22 protein-coding genes are annotated in these 19,023 nt (G+C 65.3%); 21 read left to right on the forward strand and 1 reads right to left on the reverse strand.

Translation table 11 applies throughout. The features are described from left to right. Positions 1-73 precede the first annotated feature (73 nt). From rpoE to recO, 9 genes are all read left to right on the forward strand, one after another. Positions 74-670 carry an RNA polymerase sigma factor RpoE gene (rpoE, locus tag HBF25_RS12135; RefSeq protein ID WP_166948760.1) on the forward strand — a complete coding sequence of 199 codons (597 nt, stop codon included), beginning with the start codon at positions 74-76 and terminating at the stop codon, positions 668-670. Next, entirely contained in the window at positions 667-1,320 is a 654-nt protein-coding gene (locus HBF25_RS12140; protein WP_166948762.1) for a sigma-E factor negative regulatory protein, read from the forward strand. The genes rpoE and HBF25_RS12140 overlap by 4 nt, the downstream gene beginning before the upstream one ends. A gap of 113 nt (positions 1,321-1,433) precedes the next feature. Next, entirely contained in the window at positions 1,434-2,870 is a 1,437-nt protein-coding gene (locus HBF25_RS12145; protein WP_166948764.1) for a Do family serine endopeptidase, read from the forward strand. Between the two features lie 129 nt (positions 2,871-2,999). Beyond that, positions 3,000-4,790, forward strand: a complete 1,791-nt coding sequence (gene lepA, locus HBF25_RS12150) for a translation elongation factor 4 (RefSeq protein WP_166948765.1) — start codon at positions 3,000-3,002, stop codon at positions 4,788-4,790. Between the two features lie 97 nt (positions 4,791-4,887). Continuing rightward, positions 4,888-5,790, forward strand: a complete 903-nt coding sequence (gene lepB, locus HBF25_RS12155) for a signal peptidase I (protein WP_166948767.1) — start codon at positions 4,888-4,890, stop codon at positions 5,788-5,790. 137 nt (positions 5,791-5,927) lie between these two features. After that, the gene (locus HBF25_RS12160) at positions 5,928-6,302 is read left to right on the forward strand and encodes a DUF4845 domain-containing protein (RefSeq protein ID WP_166948768.1); all 375 of its coding nucleotides are present in this window, start codon (positions 5,928-5,930) and stop codon (positions 6,300-6,302) included. Positions 6,303-6,311: 9 nt separating this feature from the next. Beyond that, positions 6,312-6,968 carry a ribonuclease III gene (rnc, locus tag HBF25_RS12165; protein ID WP_166948769.1) on the forward strand — a complete coding sequence of 219 codons (657 nt, stop codon included), beginning with the start codon at positions 6,312-6,314 and terminating at the stop codon, positions 6,966-6,968. Then, positions 6,965-7,891, forward strand: a complete 927-nt coding sequence (gene era / locus HBF25_RS12170) for a GTPase Era (protein WP_166948771.1) — start codon at positions 6,965-6,967, stop codon at positions 7,889-7,891. Before rnc ends, era begins: the two co-directional genes overlap by 4 nt. 16 nt (positions 7,892-7,907) lie before the next feature. Beyond that, on the forward strand, positions 7,908-8,600 hold the full coding sequence (recO, locus tag HBF25_RS12175) for a DNA repair protein RecO (RefSeq protein WP_166948772.1): 693 nt from the start codon (positions 7,908-7,910) through the stop codon (positions 8,598-8,600). A gap of 3 nt (positions 8,601-8,603) precedes the next feature. On the opposite strand, the gene HBF25_RS12180 is transcribed toward recO, so the two are convergent. Beyond that, entirely contained in the window at positions 8,604-9,314 is a 711-nt protein-coding gene (locus HBF25_RS12180) for a response regulator (protein ID WP_166948774.1), read from the reverse strand. Between the two features lie 84 nt (positions 9,315-9,398). Here HBF25_RS12180 and HBF25_RS12185 point away from each other — a divergent pair, with 84 nt between their 5' ends. From HBF25_RS12185 to HBF25_RS12240, 12 genes are all read left to right on the forward strand, one after another. Then, complete coding sequence (locus HBF25_RS12185; RefSeq protein ID WP_166948776.1) at positions 9,399-11,426, forward strand: hypothetical protein; 2,028 nt, start codon at positions 9,399-9,401, stop codon at positions 11,424-11,426. A gap of 127 nt (positions 11,427-11,553) precedes the next feature. After that, positions 11,554-12,150, forward strand: coding sequence for a YdbL family probable chaperone protein (locus HBF25_RS12190; RefSeq protein WP_166948778.1), 597 nt, complete (start codon positions 11,554-11,556; stop codon positions 12,148-12,150). A 90-nt stretch (positions 12,151-12,240) separates the two neighbouring features. Further along, a complete protein-coding gene (gene rlmD / locus HBF25_RS12195) occupies positions 12,241-13,542 on the forward strand; it encodes a 23S rRNA (uracil(1939)-C(5))-methyltransferase RlmD (protein WP_166948780.1) in 1,302 nt (433 codons plus the stop codon). A gap of 11 nt (positions 13,543-13,553) precedes the next feature. Further along, positions 13,554-14,075 carry a CYTH domain-containing protein gene (locus HBF25_RS12200; protein WP_166948781.1) on the forward strand — a complete coding sequence of 174 codons (522 nt, stop codon included), beginning with the start codon at positions 13,554-13,556 and terminating at the stop codon, positions 14,073-14,075. Continuing rightward, positions 14,069-15,070 carry a beta-N-acetylhexosaminidase gene (gene nagZ, locus HBF25_RS12205; protein ID WP_166948783.1) on the forward strand — a complete coding sequence of 334 codons (1,002 nt, stop codon included), beginning with the start codon at positions 14,069-14,071 and terminating at the stop codon, positions 15,068-15,070. The genes HBF25_RS12200 and nagZ overlap by 7 nt, the downstream gene beginning before the upstream one ends. A 5-nt stretch (positions 15,071-15,075) precedes the next feature. Further along, positions 15,076-15,624 (forward strand): hypoxanthine-guanine phosphoribosyltransferase, encoded by a 549-nt coding sequence (locus HBF25_RS12210; RefSeq protein ID WP_166948784.1) that lies wholly within the window; start codon positions 15,076-15,078, stop codon positions 15,622-15,624. Positions 15,625-15,628: 4 nt separating this feature from the next. After that, entirely contained in the window at positions 15,629-16,378 is a 750-nt protein-coding gene (locus HBF25_RS12215; RefSeq protein ID WP_166948786.1) for an S-methyl-5'-thioinosine phosphorylase, read from the forward strand. A gap of 132 nt (positions 16,379-16,510) precedes the next feature. Further along, a complete protein-coding gene (locus tag HBF25_RS12220; protein WP_045829421.1) occupies positions 16,511-16,717 on the forward strand; it encodes a cold-shock protein in 207 nt (68 codons plus the stop codon). Positions 16,718-16,941: 224 nt separating this feature from the next. Beyond that, the gene (locus tag HBF25_RS12225; protein WP_166948788.1) at positions 16,942-17,364 is read left to right on the forward strand and encodes a PilV family protein; all 423 of its coding nucleotides are present in this window, start codon (positions 16,942-16,944) and stop codon (positions 17,362-17,364) included. After that, complete coding sequence (locus HBF25_RS12230; protein ID WP_166948790.1) at positions 17,337-17,774, forward strand: PulJ/GspJ family protein; 438 nt, start codon at positions 17,337-17,339, stop codon at positions 17,772-17,774. Before HBF25_RS12225 ends, HBF25_RS12230 begins: the two co-directional genes overlap by 28 nt. Next, positions 17,771-18,055 carry a hypothetical protein gene (locus tag HBF25_RS12235; protein ID WP_166948792.1) on the forward strand — a complete coding sequence of 95 codons (285 nt, stop codon included), beginning with the start codon at positions 17,771-17,773 and terminating at the stop codon, positions 18,053-18,055. Before HBF25_RS12230 ends, HBF25_RS12235 begins: the two co-directional genes overlap by 4 nt. Then, positions 17,994-19,022, forward strand: a complete 1,029-nt coding sequence (locus HBF25_RS12240) for a glycosylasparaginase (protein WP_166948794.1) — start codon at positions 17,994-17,996, stop codon at positions 19,020-19,022. Before HBF25_RS12235 ends, HBF25_RS12240 begins: the two co-directional genes overlap by 62 nt. Position 19,023 lies beyond the last annotated feature (1 nt).

A 19,023-nucleotide genomic window follows, 5' to 3' on the forward strand; every position in this document is an offset into this window, starting at 1 on the left:
TGAACTTGCGCGGGTCGTATTTGTCTCATTTGCGCCCGCGACTGGCCCCTGAAGAGTTAAGGAGACGGCCCGGATGGGCGAAAACGAACTGGATCAAGCACTTGTCGAACGCGTGCAGCAGGGTGACCGGCGCGCATTCGATCTGCTGGTCCGCAAGTACCAGCACAAGGTGGTCGCGCTGATCTCCCGCTACGTGCACGACTGGACCGAGTGCGAGGACATCGCCCAGGAGGCCTTCGTGCGCGCCTGGCGCGCGCTGGGCTCGTTCCGCGGCGAGAGTGCTTTCTATACCTGGTTGTACAAGATCGCCGTCAACACGGCGAAGAACCACCTCGTGGCCATGGGGCGGCGCCCTCCCACGGGTGACATCGACATCGAGGACGCGGTGTACGTGCCCGGGGCAACCCGGATGCACGAAAGTGCCACCCCCGAGCGCGAACTCATGCGCGAGCAGGTGGAACAAACCGTGTTTTCCACTGTCCAAGCCCTGCCCGAGGAGCTTCGGGTCGCGATTACCCTGCGCGAGGTGGACGGCAAGAGCTACGAGGAGATTGCCGCCATCATGGACTGCCCCATCGGCACCGTCCGTTCGCGTATTTTCAGGGCTCGTGAAGCCATCGACGACAAACTGCGGCCGCTGCTTTCCGACCGCGAGGACAAAAACCCATGAGCGAAGCCAATCGGGAATTCCTCTCTGCCGGCATGGACGGAGAGCTGTCGCGGGAGGAAATCCGCTTCCTGCTGCGTCGTCTCGACGCCGATCAGGGCCTGAACGAGGCCTGGTCGCGCTATCACGTGGCGCGTGACGGCTTGCGCCGCGAGAGCGTTCCGCCGGTGTCCCGCGATTTCGCCAGCCGCGTCATGGCTGCCATCGAGGCCGAATCCGCCATCGCCGTGCTCGCCGCCCCCCAGCGTCGCCGCTGGCTGCACTGGTCGGCCGGTGGTGCCATCGCTGCCAGTGTCGCCGTGGCCGCGCTCATGCTGTCGCAGCCGGCCGGCAACGGCGGTTCCGGTGCCGTTCCCCAGGTAGCTCAGGGGCACTCCCTGCTCGGCGACACGCAGGTAGCCGAAGCGGCCTCCGAGCCGGCGTCGGCGCCCGTGGCCCCGCAGTGGCTCACCGGCAACATGGCCTCCCAGTTCACCCAGAAGGCGGCCTACGAAGGCCCGGGTGACGAGGGTGCTGTCTACCTCCCGCGCTCCACGCCGTATCAGATTCATCGTACCCGTGCCGCCCAGGCCACGGAGAACGGCTACATGCTGCTGGTCCGTCCGGACGGCAGCCGCTACGTGGCTCCGGTCACGTCGTCGACGGCGCACTGACGCCACGACGCCCGCGCGCCGGTCGCCTCCGGCGCGCGTCTTCCCTTCATTCGTAACAAGCCGTGCGGCATGCTCCGCACGGTCAGCCGTGGCTATGTAAAAAGGAGGAAAAAATGGCTCATTGGCATGCACGCGCGCTCCTGGGTGGCGCTCTGGTCGTCGCAGCGTCAGGCGCGCAGGCACAGAATCTGCCGGACTTCACCGGCATCGTCGACAAGTACGCCCCCGCGGTCGTCCACGTCGAGGCGAAAAGCAACGGCGGTGCCCGCACCCTTGCCAAAGGCAAGGGACGAAGCACGCCGAATATCTCGCCCGACGACCAGGATGAACTGCTGCGCCGCTTCTTCGGCATGCCCGGCATGCCCCAGCAGCCGCGCGAACAGACCTCGCTGGGGTCGGGTTTCATCATTTCCGCCGATGGCTACATCCTCACCAATGACCACGTCGTGGACGACGCGGACGAGGTGAAGGTGCGCCTGCAGGATCGCCGCACCTTCACCGCCAAGGTGGTGGGCAAGGATCCGCAGTACGACATCGCCCTGCTCAAGGTCGATGCCAAGGCGCTGCCCACGGTGGCCATCGGCGATTCGCGCTCCGTGAAGCGCGGACAGTGGGCGCTGGCCATCGGTTCGCCATTCGGCCTGGATGCCACCGTCACCCACGGCATCATCAGCGCGGTGGGTCGCAACCTGGGCAGCGGCGACCAGCCGTATACCTCGTTCATCCAGACCGACGTACCGATCAATCGCGGCAACTCCGGTGGTCCCCTGTTCAATCTCCAGGGCCAGGTGATCGGCGTGAATTCGCAGATCTACTCCACCTCGGGTGGCTACCAGGGCCTGTCGTTCTCCATCCCGATCGACGTGGCCATGAACGTGGTCCAGCAGATCAAGGACAAGGGTTACGTCTCCCGCGGCATGCTGGGCGTCACGGTGCAGCCGGTCGACCAGTTCGTGAAGAACCTCGACCTGCCCGATGCCAATGGTGCGCTGGTGGCCCAGGTCACCCCCGGCAGCGGAGCGGACAAGGCCGGCCTGAAGCAGGGCGATGTGATCCTGGCCTTCAATGGCACGCCGATCACCTCGTCGGTGGACCTGCCGCCGCTGGTGGGCATCACCAAGCCGGGTAGCATGGCGAAGGTGGACATCCTTCGTGATGGCAAGAAGCAGACGGTAGACGTGAAGGTCGGCGAACTGCCTCGCGACAAGTCGGCCCTGGCGGCGGCCAGCACGGGCGACGAGGGCGCAACAGGCGGTTCCGCCGCCGCGCTGGGCCTGGCGGTGCAGGATATCGACGCCGCCACCCGTTCCGAGCTGGGCCTGAAGGCGGGCGAGGGCGTAGTCGTCAGCAAGGTGTCCGATCGAGGGGCGGCCGCCGCCGGTCTCCAGGCGGGTGACATCGTGCTTATGGTGAACCAGAAGCGGGTCGGCAGTGCCGCCGCCTTCCGCGATGCCACCAAGGGCATCAAGCCGGGTGATACGGCCATGCTCCTTGTGCGCCGCGACGATGCCACGCGTTTCGTCGGTATCACCGTGCCCAGCGACCGCTGAAGCACCGTAGCCACCCGCCGTTCGGCGGCGGGTGGCCTTCCATGCGATAATGTGGGATTCGCACCGGTCATGAAGGCTGGTGCGCGTCGTTCGCGCCGCGAGCGATGGTGAACTTGATCACGGCGCTCCATGGAACTCATCCGCAACTTCTCCATCATTGCCCACATCGACCACGGCAAGTCGACCCTGGCCGACCGCATCATTCAGCTGTGCGGGGGTCTCTCCGAGCGCGAAATGGAAGCGCAGGTGCTCGACAACAACCCGATCGAGCGCGAGCGTGGCATCACCATCAAGGCCCAGTCGGTCTCGCTGCCTTACAAGGCGCGCGACGGCAAGACCTACCAGCTCAATTTCATCGACACCCCGGGCCACGTCGACTTCTCCTATGAAGTGAGCCGCTCGCTCTCCGCCTGCGAGGGTGCGCTGCTGGTGGTGGACGCCGCCCAGGGTGTGGAAGCCCAGTCGGTGGCCAATTGCTATACGGCCATCGAGCAGGGGCTGGAGGTCATCCCGGTCCTGAACAAGATCGACCTGCCCACGGCCGACATCGATAAGGCCAAGGCCGAGATCGAGGCCGTCATCGGCCTGGATGCTTCCGACGCCATCGCGGTCAGCGCCAAGACGGGCCTGAACGTCATCGAGGTGCTGGAGGCGATCATCCATCGAATTCCCGCACCGAAGCCGGGCAACACGGACAAGCTCCAGGCGCTCATCATCGATTCCTGGTTCGACAACTACCTGGGCGTCGTGTCGCTGGTGCGCGTGATGCAGGGCGAGATCAAGCCGGGCGACAAGATCCTGGTCATGTCCACCGGCCGTACCCACCTGGTGGACGACGTGGGCGTGTTTACGCCCAAGCGCAAGAAGCTCGAAAAACTGTCGGCGGGCGAGGTGGGCTGGATCAACGCCTCCATCAAGGACGTCCACGGTGCGCCGGTGGGCGACACGCTCACCCTGGCCGGCAAGCCGGCCGAAGAGCCGCTGCCGGGTTTCCAGACCATGCAGCCGCGCGTGTTCGCAGGCCTGTTCCCGGTCTCGGCCGACGATTACCCGGCCTTGCGCGAGGCGCTCGACAAGCTGCGCCTGAACGACGCGGCGATGTTCTTCGAGCCGGAAAGCTCCGAGGCCATGGGCTTTGGCTTCCGTTGCGGCTTCCTCGGCATGCTGCACATGGAGATCGTGCAGGAGCGCCTGGAGCGCGAATACGACCTCGACCTGATCACGACGGCACCCACGGTGGTCTACGAAGTCGCCAAGACCGACGGCACCGTGATGGAGCTCGACAACCCGGCCAAGCTGCCGCCGCCGCAGACGATCGCCGAGATCCGCGAACCGATCATCGTCGCCAACGTGCTGACGCCGGCGGAATACGTGGGCAACGTGATCAAGCTCTGCGAAGAGAAGCGCGGTGTGCAGCGCTCCATCCAGTACCTCGCCACCCAGGTGCAGGTCACCTATGAGCTGCCGCTGGCCGAGGTCGTGCTCGACTTCTTCGATCGCCTGAAGTCCGTCTCGCGCGGTTATGCCTCCATGGATTACCAGCTCGAGCGTTTTGATGCCGGCCCGTTCGTGCGCGTGGACATCCTCATCAACGGCGACCGCGTCGACGCCCTGAGCCTCATCGTGCATCGCTCGCATGCCGATCGCCGTGGTCGCGAGCTGGTCGAACGCATGAAAGACCTGATTCCCCGCCAGCAGTTCGACGTGGCGATCCAGGCGGCCATCGGTGCGGCGGTCATTGCACGTTCCACGGTCAAGGCGCTGCGCAAGAACGTGCTCGCCAAGTGCTACGGCGGCGACGTTTCGCGCAAGAAGAAGCTGCTCGAGAAGCAGAAGGAAGGCAAGAAGCGCATGAAGCAGGTCGGTAGTGTGGAGATTCCCCAGGAAGCCTTCCTTGCCGTGCTGAAGGTGGACAAGTAAACCGCTCCACCGTGGCATGACGTTTTACCCTTGGAACCCGGTGCCGGATGCGCCGGAATGGGCCTGAAGGCCCCTCGATACGACTGACGGAGATGGCATGGCGGCATTCGATTTTTCGGCGATCCTGCTCGGGCTGACGGTCCTTTTCGGACTGATCTGGCTGTTCGATCGCCTTTTCCTGGTGAAGGGCCGCCGCGCCCGTGCCGAGGCCTCCGGCGAGGAGCAGCCCGAGCCGTGGCCGGTCGACTGGGCGCGTTCGCTGTTTCCGGTGATCTTCGTGGTGCTGCTGCTGCGCTCCTTCGTTGCCGAGCCTTTCCGCATCCCGTCCGGCTCCATGATGCCCACGCTGGATGTCGGCGATTTCATCCTGGTGAACAAGTTCACCTACGGCCTGCGCATGCCGGCCTTCAACAACAAGCTGGTGGAAAACGGTGAACCCCGCCGCGGCGACGTGGTGGTGTTCCGTTTCCCGGGCTACCTCTGCAAGGACGAGCAGGGCAACACCATCCGTGGTGGTGATGTCACCTGCCAGAACCCGCATGCCCCCGTGCCCAGCGAAAACTGGATCAAGCGCGTCATCGGCCTGCCGGGCGACCGCATCGAAACCCGGGGCAGCGATCTTTACATCAACGGCGAGCGCATCGGCGCCGACGAGCTGGGGCCGTACAAGGGCAACATGAACGAGCCCGAAGACCGCCTGCTGATGACCTACGGCTCCAAGCTCTACACCGAGCACCTGGGCAGCGTGAACCACACCATCGCCCTGACGCCCGCCTACACGACGCCCATGGACATCCCGAACGCCGTGGTGCCCTCGGAAGTGCCCAAGGGCTGCTACATCGTGATGGGCGACAACCGGATGAACAGCACGGACAGCCGCTGGTGGGGCTGCATGCCGGAGCAGAACCTGGTGGGCAAGGCCTTCTTCGTCTGGCTGGCGTGGCGCGGCCCGGGCAACGGCTGGCTCGATTTCGGCAAGATGGGCCGGGTCATCCACTGACGAACGCCAAGGCCGGTGTCACGCCGGCCGGCGTCCCGCGGCACGCCGGGACGCGGTAATCTCCGCAGCGGGGCGCCTGGCGCCCCGCGTGCATTATCAGCATCACAGGGGCCCACCACGGGCGGGGAACACGAGACATGAAGACCAGGCAATCGGGCATCACCCTCATCGGCTTCCTGCTGCTGCTAGTCGTCCTTGGTTTCTTTGCCTACATGGGCATGAAGCTGGTGCCGGCCTACACCGAGTTCTTCGGCGTGAAGAAGGCCATGTCCCAGCTCGCATCGGATGGCAATACCTCGGACATCAACGAAGTGCGCCGCAACCTGGCCTTCAAGATGAACTTCCAGTACGTGGACGACGCCACGATCCAGCCGAAGGACATCACCATCGATCGCCAGAACAATGCCAGCGTCCTGCGCATTTCCTACGACAAGCGCGTGCATTTCCTCTACAACATCGACTTCCTCCTGCACTTCGAAAACGCGGTGCCGTTGAGAAACAGCCAGGCGTAACGAGTCATCGTGGAGTTTCCGCATCATTTCCGTAATCCCTCCCTCGCGGATCTCGCGCTGACCCATCGCAGCGCGGGCAGGCCGAACAACGAGAGGCTGGAATTCCTTGGCGACGCGCTGCTAGGCGCGACGGTCGCCGAACTGTTGTACGACGCGCATCCCAACGCCAGCGAAGGCGAGCTGTCCCGGCTTCGCTCGCAGCTGGTCAATGGCCAGGCACTGGCCGTCGTCGCCCGCGAGCTTGAGCTGGGCGACCGGCTGAAGCTGGGCCCGGGCGAACTGAAAAGCGGCGGCTTTCGTCGCGAATCGATTCTCGCCGACGCGTTCGAGGCGCTGATCGCCGCCGTCTATCTCGACGACGGCTACGACGCCTGCCAGCAGGTGGTGCGCCGGTTGTTCACGCCGCGCATCGCCGAACTCAAGCGCTCCAGCAAGGACGCCAAGACGCGTCTGCAGGAGTGGTTGCAGGGCAAGGGCCTGCCCTTGCCCGTCTACGAACTCATCGACAGCTACGGCGAAGATCACGCGAAGACCTTCGACGTCAGCTGCTCCATCGACGAGCCCACGGCGATCCGCGTGGAGGGCAGGGCGGGAAGCCGCCGTGCCGCCGAGCAGGAGGCCGCCGACGCCGTGTTGCGTCGTCTACAGGAAACACCGAAGTCATGAACGAAACCGAACACCCCGAAGGCGAAGCCGCCACCGATTTCCGTTGTGGTTATGTCGCCCTCGCGGGGCGACCCAACGTCGGCAAGTCCACCCTGCTCAACGCCCTCATCGGCGTGCGCCTGAGCATTGTCAGCCACCGTCCGCAGACCACGCGTCACCGCATCCTGGGCATCTCGACCAAGCCCGAGGGGCAGATCCTCTACGTCGATACGCCGGGCATGCACCGTGGTGCCAAGCGCGCCATGAACCGCAGCATCAACCGCACGGCGCGGGCGGCCATCACGGAAGTCGACCTGGCCGTGCAGGTGATCGAGGCCGGTCGCTGGACGGACGAAGACGCCGCGATGTATGCCGCCCTCAGCGAGCAGAAAGACCTGCCGAAGCTGCTGGCGATCAACAAGGTCGACCTGCAGAAAGACAAGACGATCATGCTGCCCTTCGTCGCCGACCTGATGCAGAAGCATCCGTTCGACGAGGTCTATTACGTCAGTGCGCTGAAGTCCAAGGGTCTGGACGGCCTGGAAAAGGGCATCCTCAAGCGCCTGCCCCAGCAACCGGCCGTCTACGGCGAAGACGAAATCACCGACCGCAGCGAGCGTTTCCTTGCAGCGGAGCTGGTGCGCGAGCAGCTGATGGTGCGCCTGGACCAGGAGCTTCCGTACGCCACCACGGTGGAAATCGAGCAATTCCAGGATCGTCCCGACGGCATCGCCGAGGTGCACGCGGTGATCTGGGTCGAGCGCGACGGCCAGAAGGCGATCGTGATCGGTGACGGCGGTGCCCAGCTCAAGGCCATCGGCACGTCGGCCCGTAAAGCGATGGAGCATCTCTTCGAGCGCAAGGTCTTCCTCAAGCTCTGGGTGAAGGTGCGCGAAGGCTGGGCCGACGACGAGAACCTCCTGAAGCGTTTCGGCTACGAGTGAGCCTGGACGGGCCGGCATGCGCGTCGAACGAGAACCTGCCTTCGTCCTGCATGCGCGGCCCTATCGCGAAACCTCGCTGCTGGTCGAATGCCTGAGTTGCTATCACGGCCGGCTGGGCGTGGTTGCACGAGGTGTCCGCCGGGAGCGCGCACAAGTGCAGCGTGCGCAATTGGAGCCCTTCCAGCGGCTTGAACTCGACCTCATGCTCAAGGGAGAGCTGGCCACCTTGCGTGGCGCGGAACCGGTGGGCCCGGTCCAGCGGCTCTCCGGTGATGCGGGCATGGCGGGCCTCTATCTCAATGAGCTGGTCGTGAGGCTCACGGGGCGGCAGGATCCCAATCCGGAGCTGTTCGGCCTGTACGAGCGCACACTTGCCCGGATGGCCGGGGGTGAGCCGCTGGCCTGGACGCTGCGTCGCTTCGAGCGCGACATGCTCGATTCGCTGGGTTATGCGTTGCAGCTCGATATCGATGCAGCCACTGGCGAGCCGCTCGATCCGACGCGTGGCTATTACTACGATCCGGAGGCCGGCGCGACGCCGGGGCGTGCCGGTGATCCGCATGCGATACGCGGAGGTGACCTGCTGGCGCTCGCCAGCGATACCTCTCCCGATACGGCCGGCCTGGCATCGTTGCGTCGCATGATGCGCCAGGTCATTTCGTTTCACCTGGGGGGCGGTGAACTGAAAGCCTGGCGCGTATTGCGCTGAATATCAGGCAGAAGCTAGTTCCAGGGCGGTCATGGTCGCCTTCAGCTCAGTCCGGAACGTGGTCATGGCTTCGCCCCGGGTCTCGGGATGTGTCTCGATATGCGTCTGCAGCAGGCGTACCTGTTGATTCAGGCGCGTAGCGCCACAAAAGCCACAGCCGGAACGCAGCCGATGCAGGCGGTCGAGCAGGGCGTCAGGGGGCAGTGCCTCGATCTCGCCATCGAGCTGGGCCAGCTCCTGCCGGAACAGGCCGCGAAGGGCATGCATGGTGCGGGCATCGCCCGTCGCCTGGATGGCCTCGTTGTCATCGAGTCTTTTCGCATCGGCATCGGCGACGGTGTTCATCGCGGAAGCCAGCACCTGGCCCAGCGTGGCGACCCGGCAAGGCTTCTCAAGGATGCCGGCAAAACCAGCGGCGAGCAGGGCCTGCCTTTGCGCAGGAGCGATTTCGGCGCTGGTGGCGAATGCGACGGCCTGGCGGGATGCCGCATGGGCGTGCGCCCGCAGGCTGGACAGGACTTCAATGGCCCCGGCACCCGGCATCCGGCAGTCGAGCAGCAGGATGTCGAAACGCTCCCGGATGGCGCTCTCCAGTGCATCCCGGCCATCCACCGCCGGTATCGTCGTGTAGCCGAGCATCTTCAGGGCCGCAGTCAGGAACTCGCGCGTGGACGCGTCGTCATCGGCTACCAGGACCTTGCGCGAAGCTGTCATGACGGGAGGTGGGGATCGCTCTGAAGCAGGATTCAGCATTCAACATTCCATGTCGTTCATCAGGATTTGGCAGAATGGACGAGCATGCTTCCGGTATCAACCCGCTCATGGTTCATTTTCGCCCTTGCCTGGTGCCTCGTCGCCTGGCCGGCGCTGGCGTGTGCGGGTCTTTCGGTAGGGGCCGACAGCCTTGACCTGCCCGGGCTGAGCATCAGCGGGTTGAAGGCTGACCTTGCCCCGGGTGATGCGGGCAAGGGGGTGTCGGTGAATCTATCCGCCGTCCGCACCGACCTGCCGGCCATGGGCTGGAAGAAACTCGGCATGGGCCTCGATGGCAGCCTCGATCGCGATGAACTGGGGCGCTGGGTATTCGATGGGCGGATTCGCCTCAAGGGTGCCCAGGGGGGTGCCCTCAGTGATGCCTCGGTACGCATCGTGGCCGATGAGGCGGCCAATACGCTTGAAGTAGTCATCCGCCAGGACAAGGCGAATGCCCAGCTGGCGTTGCCCATGGACCAGCCGACGCACGCCCAGATCACCCTGAAGGGCCTGCCCGTGGGCTGGTTGCAGGGGCTGGTCTCCACGGTGTGGGCCGGCAAGCTCACCACGGGCAAGGTCGATGCCGACCTTGCGCTTGATCTTCTCGGCGAGGGCATCCAGGCCGGCGGGCAGTTCGCCCTGGATGGCGTGGGGTTCGAGGGGCCGGGCGGCCGGCTTGCGGGCGCGAAGCTCTCCGGCAGCGGAAGGCTCGGCATCGACAACCAGCCAGCCGGGACGACGATCGATCTGGACAGCGCCCTGAAGGGGGGCGAACTGTTGCTGGGGCCCCTGTACGCAGCGCTGCCCGCCCATGTCGTCCAGCTCTCCCTTTCGGCTCGTTCGCAGAAGGGCGCGGTTGCCTTGCAGCGCCTGCGGGTGACCGATCCCGATGCCCTGCAACTGGAGGGCGAACTCAGTTTCGATGCGAAGGGCGATATGGACCGCCTTACCATCGACCGCTTCGCCGCGCGCTTCCCTTCCGCCTACGATCGTTACGGCAAGGGGTTGCTGCGAAATTTCGGACTCGACAACGTGCGTGCAGCCGGTGATCTGTCCGGCAGCCTCGACATGGAGCACGCAACACCTGCGGCATTTACCTTGCAGGCAGGTGGCCTTGACCTGTCCTTTGCGGACGGCCGGCTGGGCATCACCGGCCTGCGTGGCGCCCTCGACTGGAGCGCCACCGAGGACCGTCCGGCGACCCGGCTGGGCTGGCGCTCGTTGCAGATGCTGAAAATTCCCAACGGCGCCGCCGAAGCCGGCTGGCGCAGCAAGGGCGGCGTTCTTTCGCTCGAAAAGCCCTTTGCCATTCCCGTGCTCGATGGTCAGCTGCGGGTGCTCGGGCTTGGCTGGAAGCCCGCGGCGGCCAGCGGCGAGCGTCTGCAGACGTCCCTGGCGCTTACCCAGATCGACATGGCGGCCTTCTGCCGGGCGCTGGGCTGGCCCGAGTTCAAGGGCACGCTGGGCGGCGCCATTCCCAGCCTGCGCTACGTCGACGATCGCATGGAGCTGGGCGGCGGTCTCTCCGTCAACGTGTTCGGCGGCTTCGTGGACATCACCGGCATGACGGTCTCCAAACCCTTCAGCGACGTTCCGGTACTCACAGGAGACATCGCCCTGCGCCAGCTCGACCTCGGCCTGCTTACGTCCGTGTTCGACTTCGGCAGCATCACCGGCCACATGAGCGGCGCCATCGACGACCTGCGCCTGGTGGCCTGGAAGCCGGTGGCGTTCAAGGCGAACCTGCTCGCCGACGAAGGCGGCCGGATCAGCCAGAAGGCGGTCAACAATCTCACCTCGGTCGGCGGCGGTGGTATCGCCGGCGGACTCCAGGGCACGGTGCTGAAGATCTTCAAGACCTTCGGCTATCGGCGTATCGGCTTGTCGTGCACCCTGAAGGGCGACCTGTGCAGCATGGGCGGGCTGGGCCCGACGAAGGATGGCTACACTATTGTCGAAGGCAGCGGCCTGCCGCGCCTCACGGTGCTCGGCCACCAGCGCGACGTCGACTGGCCCACCCTCGTGCGCCGGCTCCAGGCCGCCACCGAAGGCGGCGCCCCCGTCGTCCGCTGACGCCCGTTGTAGGAGCGCGCCTGCGCGCGACCGGGATAAGAGGCAAGCCACAATAACCCCTACACACGACCCAGGCTAAGCTCCCCCACGGTCACCCGGACGCCACCTCGAAAGGACCCAAACACCCATGCGCAAACTACTGACCTCCCTCATAGTCATGGCCGCCATCGCCCTCGTCGGTTGCGTCACGATCAACGTCTACTTCCCCGAGGCCGCCGCGCAGAAGGCGGCCGACCAGTTCATCGGCAACGTGCTCGACGACAGCGGCGTGGCCCGTCCGGCCGGTGGTTCATCCACGGCCCCGGCCAGGCCGGCCAGCGGCAAGCAGCCCTCGGCGGCCGTCCTCGACCTGCTTATCCCGGCCGCCTATGCCGCTGAATCGCCGGACATCCAGGTGCGCAGCCCTGAAACCGACGCCATCCGCGAGCGCATGAAGAACCGCTTCGGCGGCGCGCTGAAGGGCCTGTTCGACAGCGGTGCGGTCGGCTTCACGGCCGACGGCCTGGTCGCCGCCCGCGACCCGGGCGCCATCCCCCTCGACCAGCGTTCGCTCGTCGACCAGGAGAACGCCGATCGCAACGCCCTGTATGCCGCGATCGCAAAGGCCAACGGCCATCCGGAGTGGGAAGGGCAGATCCGCAAGACCTTCGCCGACGGCTGGGTCCAGCGCGCGCCCTCGGGCTGGTATTATCGGGATGCCTCCGGCGCCTGGAAGCGCAAGTAGGCATTCGCCAGGAACGCCCGCCACCGTCGCTCGCGTGGCGCGTCCTCCCAGCCAGCCCGGACTCGTTCCGGGCTTTCAGTTTTTGAGCGCATGACCGAATTCGAAGCCACCATCACCGACCTCAGCCACGACGGCAGGGGTGTCGCCCGCATCGACAACAAGGCCACCTTCGTCTCCGGCGCCCTGCCGGGCGAGCGGGTGCTGCTGAAGTACCGCAAGCGCCACCGCAAGTACGACGATGCCGAGATCGTATCCGTCATCGAGCCCTCGCCCGATCGCGTCGAGCCGAAATGCCGTCACTTCGGCCAGTGCAGTGGCTGCTCATTGCAGCACATGGCACCGGCCGCGCAGATCGCGTCCAAGCAGCACGTGCTGGCCGAAAATTTCGAGCGCATCGGCAAGGTGGCTCCTGAGTCATGGCTGCCGCCGCTCACCGACGAACCCTGGGCCTACCGTCGCAAGGGCCGTTTCTCGGTGCGCTTCGTCACGAAGAAGGGGCGCGTGCTGGTGGGCTTCCGCGAGGAGTCCAACCCGGCCTTTGTCGCCGACATCGAGCAGTGCGAGGTGATCCACCCGGCCATTGGTCCGAAGGTGGGCCTGCTTGCCTCGGTGATCCAGACGCTCGACGTGGCCCGCGACATTCCCCAGGTGGAATTCGCGGCGGGTGACGACACGGTGGCCCTGGTCTTCCGCCATCTCTCGCCGATGTCCGACAGTGACAAGGACAAGCTCACGGTCTTCGCCAAAGAGCATGGTTTCGCCATCTACCTCCAGCCCGGCAATCACAGCAGCGTGTATCCGCTGTGGCCGGAGTCGCCGCGCCTTGCCTTCGCGATTCCCGCCGACAACGTCGAGCTGGAATTCCTGCCGCTCGACTTCGTGCAGGTCAATGCCGGCATGAACCAGCGGATGCTGGCACGCACGCTGGAGCTGCTCGACCTGCGCCCGGAACACCGCGTGCTCGACCTGTTCTGCGGCCTGGGCAACTTTACGTTGCCCATCGCCCGGCACGTGGCGGAAGTGGTGGGCGTGGAAGGTGAGCATGGCCTCGTCGAACGCGCGGCCGCCAATGCGGCGCGCAACGGCATCGCGAACGCCTCGTTCCGGGTCGCCAACCTCTTCGAGGACCAGCGCAAGGAGCCATGGGCAGGCGAGAAGTGGGACCGCATCCTGCTCGATCCGCCACGTGCCGGTGCCGATAAAGTGTTCGAATACCTTCCGCGCAAGGGCACCGACCGTATCGTCTACGTATCGTGCCATCCGGGCTCGCTGGCCCGGGATGCTGGCATTCTTGTCGAGAAGCATGGCTTCCGGCTGGTCAGTGCCGGTGTGATGGACATGTTCCCGCACACCGCGCACGTCGAATCGATCGCGCTGTTCGAACGGCGCTGAAGGCTTAGGGCATGGGTATCGAGATCGAGCGAAAATTCCTGCTGGCCGGCGATGGCTGGCGTGCTTATATCGAACGCAGCGAGTCCATTGCGCAGGGTTATCTCGTGACCGGCGCGGCGATTGCGGCAGGGCACGCACGCAGCTCAGTCCGCGTACGACGTTCCGGTGACAAGGCCTGGCTCAACATCAAGTCGGCCACGCTCGGCATCGAGCGACAGGAATACGAATACCCCATTCCCCTGGACGACGCCCTGCAGATTCTTTCGGGGCTGTGCGACGGCGTGCTGGAAAAGCACCGTCATCATGTCATGGTCGATGGCGCACACTTCGAGATCGACGAATTCCACGGTGCCAACGAAGGCCTCGTGGTCGCGGAAATCGAACTGCCCGCGGTCGATGCGGCGTATCCCCGTCCCGGCTGGCTGGGCAGGGAGGTCAGCGACCAGGTGCGCTACTACAACGTCAATCTCATCGAGCGGCCGTATGCGAGCTGGACGGCTGCCGAGCGCGAGGGTGAGGACACCGCATGCTGATCATCGGTCTGTCGGGTACGCGGCTTGAAGCGCATGAGCATGCCCAGCTCACGGCGCGCGGCGTTTCCGGCGTCATTCTTTTCTCGCGCAATTTTGAATCGCGCGAACAGGTCGCGGCGCTGACGGAGTCCATCCGGGAAATCGCCGGCGAAGACTTCCTCATCTGCGTGGATCAGGAAGGCGGCCGCGTGCAGCGTTTCCGCGAGGGATTCACCCGGCTGCCGCCGTTGCGCGCGCTGGGCAAGCTCTACGATCGTCACGCCCACGAAGCGGTGGATCGCGCGGAAGAGCACGCCTGGATCATGGCCAGCGAATTGCGCGCCGTGGGCGTGGATTTCAGTTTTGCCCCTGTCGCCGATATCGATCGCGGCAGCAAGGCCATCGGCGACCGTGCCTTCCACGCCGATCCGGTGATTACGGCGGAACTGGTGCAGGCCTATGTGCGCGGCATGCATCTGGGCGGCATGGCGGCAGTGCTGAAGCATTTCCCTGGTCACGGCTCGGTGGCGGAGGATACCCATCTTTCCGTGGCCGTCGATCCGCGCAGCAAGGACGACATCCTCGCCACCGACCTGCTGCCCTTCGTCGCTGGCATCGAAGCCCGTGCCGAGGCCGTCATGGCCGCACATGTGAAGTACACCGCCATCGATGACCAGCCGGCGGGATATTCCCACGTCTGGATCGACGACATCCTGCGTGGCGAACTGGGTTTCCGTGGCTGCGTGTTCGGCGACGATATCAGCATGGCCGCCGCCGGCAGCGTCGGCGGAGTTGCGGCGAGGGTGAACGCCAACCTCGATGCGGGCTGCGATCTCGTGCTCGCCTGTTTCCCCGACGTGGTCGACGAAGCCATCGCTGCCGTCGCCCATCGTCCCCTGTCGCCCAGCGACCGTATCGCCCCCCTGCGTGGCGCGATCGGTTCGACCTGGGCGGGTCTCATTGCCAATCCCCAACGCGACCGCTTCATTGCCCGCGTGACCGTCCTGGAGTCCTGAGCACCATGTCCGCATCCGCTTCGCTCGAGCACGCGCTCGCCCATTCCGATGTGCTGTTCACCCGCGAACAGCTCGACACCGAAATCGCCCGCATGGGCGGTGAGATCGATACGGCGCTGGCCGGCGAGCGTCCGGTGTTCCTTACCGTGATGCACGGCGCACTGATCTTCGCCAGCCAGCTCGCGCTGTCGATCCGCACCGACCTCGAATTCGATTACGTCCACGCCACCCGCTATCGCGGTGCCACGCGTGGCGCCGACCTGCACTGGCTGCGTCGTCCGGAAGTGCCCCTGAAGGATCGCACCGTGCTGCTCGTGGACGACATCCTCGATGAAGGCCACACGCTGAAGTCCGTTCGTGATGCCTGCCTGGACATGGGCGCAAAGTGCGTGCTGCTTGCCGTGCTCTGCACCAAGCTGCACGACCGTCGCGCCGAGGGCATCGAAGCCGACTTCAACGGCGTGGACCTGCCGGACCGCTATGTCTTCGGCTACGGCATGGATTACCACGAGCAAGCCCGCAACCTGCCGGCCATCCACGCACTGAAGGACTGACCCGATGAGCATCGATCTCGCCGTCATCGGTGGCAGCGGCCTCTATGCTTTCGAGGGGCTGGAAAACACCGAACGCCATAGCGTGGATACCCCGTTCGGTCCGGCATCCGGAGACATCGTCCTGGGCGATTTCCGTGGCAGGCGCCTGGCCTTCCTGGCACGTCATGGCGAAAGCCACACCGTGCCGCCGCACCGCGTCAATTACCGTGCGAACCTGTGGGCACTTCACTCGCTGGGCGCGCGCCGGGTGGTGGCGGTGAATGCCGTCGGCGGCATCCGCGACGACATGGGCCCGCGTGTGCTCGTGGTGCCCGACCAGGTCATCGACTACACCCACGGCCGCTACACGAGCTTCAACGACGTGGAAGGCGCTGAAGTGCGTCACATCGACTTCAGCGAGCCGTACACCGAAAGCCTGCGCCAGGCGATCCTCGCCGCCGCGAAGGCCGAGGGGCTGGCCATCATCGATGGCGGCGTCCATGGCGTCACCCAGGGGCCGCGCCTGGAGACCCGTGCCGAGATCGCCCGCATGAAGCGCGACGGCTGCGACCTGGTCGGCATGACCGGCATGCCCGAGGCTGTCCTCGCCCGCGAGCTGGATATCGAATTCGCCTGTCTCGCACTGGTCGCCAACTTCGCCGCCGGTGCCGGGGACGAAGCGGAAATCAGCATCGAGGAAATCTTTGCCCACCTCAAGGCAGCCACCGCGAACGTCGCCCCGATCCTCGGCCGGATGCTCGCCGACGCCGGATAGGGAAAGAATCGTAGTTGCGCTTTTATCTGAAACATGTTGATACTTGCCTGCGCCGCGGGGGCAGGCCAAGGGAATCCATGGGGTAGCCTCGCCTTTCCGGGTGCTTCCAGTCCATGTCCAGAGGTTTCCGCAATGCGTTTCGGTACGGTCAAGTGGTTCAACGATGCCAAGGGTTTCGGTTTCATCGCGCCCGAGGACGGTGGGGAGGACGTGTTCGTCCACTTTTCTGCGATCAATTCGAAGGGGTTTCGTAGCCTTCAGGAAGGCCAGCGCGTGAAGTTCGAAGTGACGACGGGCCCCAAGGGTGCCCAGGCGTCGGGCGTCGAAGTGGCGGCCTGATCCCGCCTCCATCGATGCCATGAAAACCCCGCGCACCGCGCGGGGTTTTTTTTGTTCCCTTGTAGGAGCGCGCCTTGCGCGCGACCGGTTATCGCGACAACCCGGTCGATATCAGGTGCCGTGCTGCCGATAACCGGCCGCGCGCAAGGCGCGCTCCTACAGATCACATCTGGCATCGGGCAGCACCGATAGCCGTGCGGCGGCTACGGCGGCATCGTTACCCGATGCGCCAGCCCGCCGGTTCCTCCCTCGTCGAATGCCTCGTCGCCCTGGCCGTACTCGCCATCGGCTCGGCATGCCACGCCACCTGGGTCGGCCACTCCCTCGCGGTGCATGCCCGGGCTTCCCGTTCGTTGGCCGCAACCACGCTGGCCGCGACACTCGCCGAACGCATGCGCCGCAATCCGCAGGCGTGGGAACAAGGCATTTATACAAAAGCGGCAAGTTCGCCGGCATGCCTCTCGACATGCCATCCGCACTCACTCGCCGCGGACGATCTCGCGGCATTTCAACGTGACCTGGGCGCCCACATGGGGCGTGCAGCCGAAGGACATGTCGAGTGCGGCACGGCAACGGATTGCATCATCCGGATTACATGGAAGGGCAGGGAGGAACTGGCATGGCCCGTCACCTTGCCAGGGGCATGACCCTCGTTGAACTGCTTGCGGGGCTCGTAGTGGCGTCGCTGGTGGCCGCGATTGCGCTGATTGCGTTGGTGTCGGCAGGGCGTTTCCAAAGGCAGGTACTTGCATCGCGGCGCAGCGAAGACACCGCATGGCTGGTGCTCGGGGCCATCGTGGCCGACTGTCGTCGCGAGGGGCCATGCGCAGGTCGCTGGGAGGTCGTTCGTGGGAACACATTGCGATATGCCCCGAACGGCCATCCGCAACCTTTTGCAGAAGGCATCGCTTCCCTCGGATTCATCGCCGACATCACCACGCCCGATGGTGTAACGCGCGCGCCCCTGGCCGCTGCATGCAAAGACGTATCCACCGTGACGATACGTCTCACCGTGCATGACGGCCGCCGCTTTGAGCGTGCTCTGGCATGCCCATGAAACAATGCCGAGGTGCCATCCTGCTTTATGTCCTGGCCATACTCACGCTCATGGCCATGCTGGGTGCCTTCATGGCCCGCGACGCCACGGCACGCCTCATGATGGCCCAGGCCTATCGCAGGGAAACCCTGGAGCGTGACAGGGAAGGTGGTCAGCCACGACGTACCCATGCGACCATCGGCGACGGCGCGGCAGGCGCGTCGTCGAACGGGGTGATTCATGGATCGCAGGCGTTTCCTCCAGGGCGCGACCCTCGCGTCCGGCGTGGCACTGGGCGCTGACGCGCTCGCTCGGGTGGACCTGAAACCGAAGGCCACCGGAGGTGCCGGGATGAAGCCCCGCGTCTGCTCCACCTGGGATTTCGGCGTGGCCGCGAACCAGGCCGCCTGGAAGGTGCTGGCCGATGGCGGCCGTGCACTCGATGCGGTGGAGCAGGGCGTGCGGGTACCCGAGGCAGATCTGCGCAACCACAGCGTGGGGCGCGCGGGATATCCCGATCGCGACGGCAAGGTCACGCTCGACGCCAGCATCATGGACGAGCAGGGCAACTGCGGTGCCGTGGCTGCCATCGAACACATTGCCCATCCCATTTCGGTCGCTCGTCGCGTCATGGAGCGCACGCCCCACGTGCTGCTCGTGGGCGATGGCGCCTTGCAGTTCGCAGTGGAACAAGGCTTTCCCCGCGAGGAACTGCTCACGCCGGAATCCGAGCAGGCCTGGCACGAATGGCTGAAGACGGCGAAGTACAAGCCAGTGGCCAACAGTGAAGTGAAGACCTACAACGCCGGCCCGGGCGGCACGCCCGGCGATGCCAGCAACCACGACACCATCGGCATGCTTGCCATCGACGCGCACGGCAACCTGTCCGGTGCGTGCACCACGAGTGGCATGGCATGGAAACTCCACGGTCGCGTCGGCGACAGCCCGATCATCGGTGCCGGCCTTTACGTCGATAACGAAGTAGGCGCCGCTACTTCCACAGGCGTGGGCGAGGAAGTCATCCGCAACGTCGGCAGTTTCCTCGTCGTCGAGCTGATGCGTCAGGGTCGCTCGCCGGAGGATGCCTGCCGGGAAGCCGTGGAACGTATCCTGCGTCGCAAACCGGGTGCCAGGGATATCCAGGTTGGCTTCCTTGCCATGGACAAGAAGGGCAACGTTGGCGCGTGGGCCATCCAGAAGGGCTTCTCCTACGCGGTCTGCGATGCGGCAAAGCAGGACACACTCATCCCGGGCAAGAGCACGTACTGAT

Origin of the sequence: Luteibacter anthropi (assembly GCF_011759365.1) — a bacterium.
Lineage (GTDB): Bacteria > Pseudomonadota > Gammaproteobacteria > Xanthomonadales > Rhodanobacteraceae > Luteibacter > Luteibacter anthropi.

Bases quoted from the DNA above. Each gene is read 5' to 3' on its own strand.
- recO (WP_166948772.1), top strand. From the start codon at position 7,908: ATGCGCGTCGAACGAGAACCTGCCTTCGTCCTGCATGCGCGGCCCTAT.
- lepB (WP_166948767.1), top strand. From the start codon at position 4,888: ATGGCGGCATTCGATTTTTCGGCGATCCTGCTCGGGCTGACGGTCCTT.
- HBF25_RS12210 (WP_166948784.1), top strand. From the start codon at position 15,076: ATGTCCGCATCCGCTTCGCTCGAGCACGCGCTCGCCCATTCCGATGTG.
- HBF25_RS12140 (WP_166948762.1), top strand. From the start codon at position 667: ATGAGCGAAGCCAATCGGGAATTCCTCTCTGCCGGCATGGACGGAGAG.
- HBF25_RS12145 (WP_166948764.1), top strand. From the start codon at position 1,434: ATGGCTCATTGGCATGCACGCGCGCTCCTGGGTGGCGCTCTGGTCGTC.
- rpoE (WP_166948760.1), top strand. From the start codon at position 74: ATGGGCGAAAACGAACTGGATCAAGCACTTGTCGAACGCGTGCAGCAG.
- HBF25_RS12190 (WP_166948778.1), top strand. From the start codon at position 11,554: ATGCGCAAACTACTGACCTCCCTCATAGTCATGGCCGCCATCGCCCTC.
- era (WP_166948771.1), top strand. From the start codon at position 6,965: ATGAACGAAACCGAACACCCCGAAGGCGAAGCCGCCACCGATTTCCGT.
- HBF25_RS12215 (WP_166948786.1), top strand. From the start codon at position 15,629: ATGAGCATCGATCTCGCCGTCATCGGTGGCAGCGGCCTCTATGCTTTC.
- lepA (WP_166948765.1), top strand. From the start codon at position 3,000: ATGGAACTCATCCGCAACTTCTCCATCATTGCCCACATCGACCACGGC.
- HBF25_RS12230 (WP_166948790.1), top strand. From the start codon at position 17,337: ATGGCCCGTCACCTTGCCAGGGGCATGACCCTCGTTGAACTGCTTGCG.
- HBF25_RS12225 (WP_166948788.1), top strand. From the start codon at position 16,942: ATGCGCCAGCCCGCCGGTTCCTCCCTCGTCGAATGCCTCGTCGCCCTG.
- HBF25_RS12185 (WP_166948776.1), top strand. From the start codon at position 9,399: ATGCTTCCGGTATCAACCCGCTCATGGTTCATTTTCGCCCTTGCCTGG.
- HBF25_RS12235 (WP_166948792.1), top strand. From the start codon at position 17,771: ATGAAACAATGCCGAGGTGCCATCCTGCTTTATGTCCTGGCCATACTC.
- rlmD (WP_166948780.1), top strand. From the start codon at position 12,241: ATGACCGAATTCGAAGCCACCATCACCGACCTCAGCCACGACGGCAGG.
- HBF25_RS12180 (WP_166948774.1), bottom strand. From the start codon at position 9,314: ATGACAGCTTCGCGCAAGGTCCTGGTAGCCGATGACGACGCGTCCACG.
- HBF25_RS12240 (WP_166948794.1), top strand. From the start codon at position 17,994: ATGGATCGCAGGCGTTTCCTCCAGGGCGCGACCCTCGCGTCCGGCGTG.
- nagZ (WP_166948783.1), top strand. From the start codon at position 14,069: ATGCTGATCATCGGTCTGTCGGGTACGCGGCTTGAAGCGCATGAGCAT.
- HBF25_RS12160 (WP_166948768.1), top strand. From the start codon at position 5,928: ATGAAGACCAGGCAATCGGGCATCACCCTCATCGGCTTCCTGCTGCTG.
- HBF25_RS12220 (WP_045829421.1), top strand. From the start codon at position 16,511: ATGCGTTTCGGTACGGTCAAGTGGTTCAACGATGCCAAGGGTTTCGGT.
- HBF25_RS12200 (WP_166948781.1), top strand. From the start codon at position 13,554: ATGGGTATCGAGATCGAGCGAAAATTCCTGCTGGCCGGCGATGGCTGG.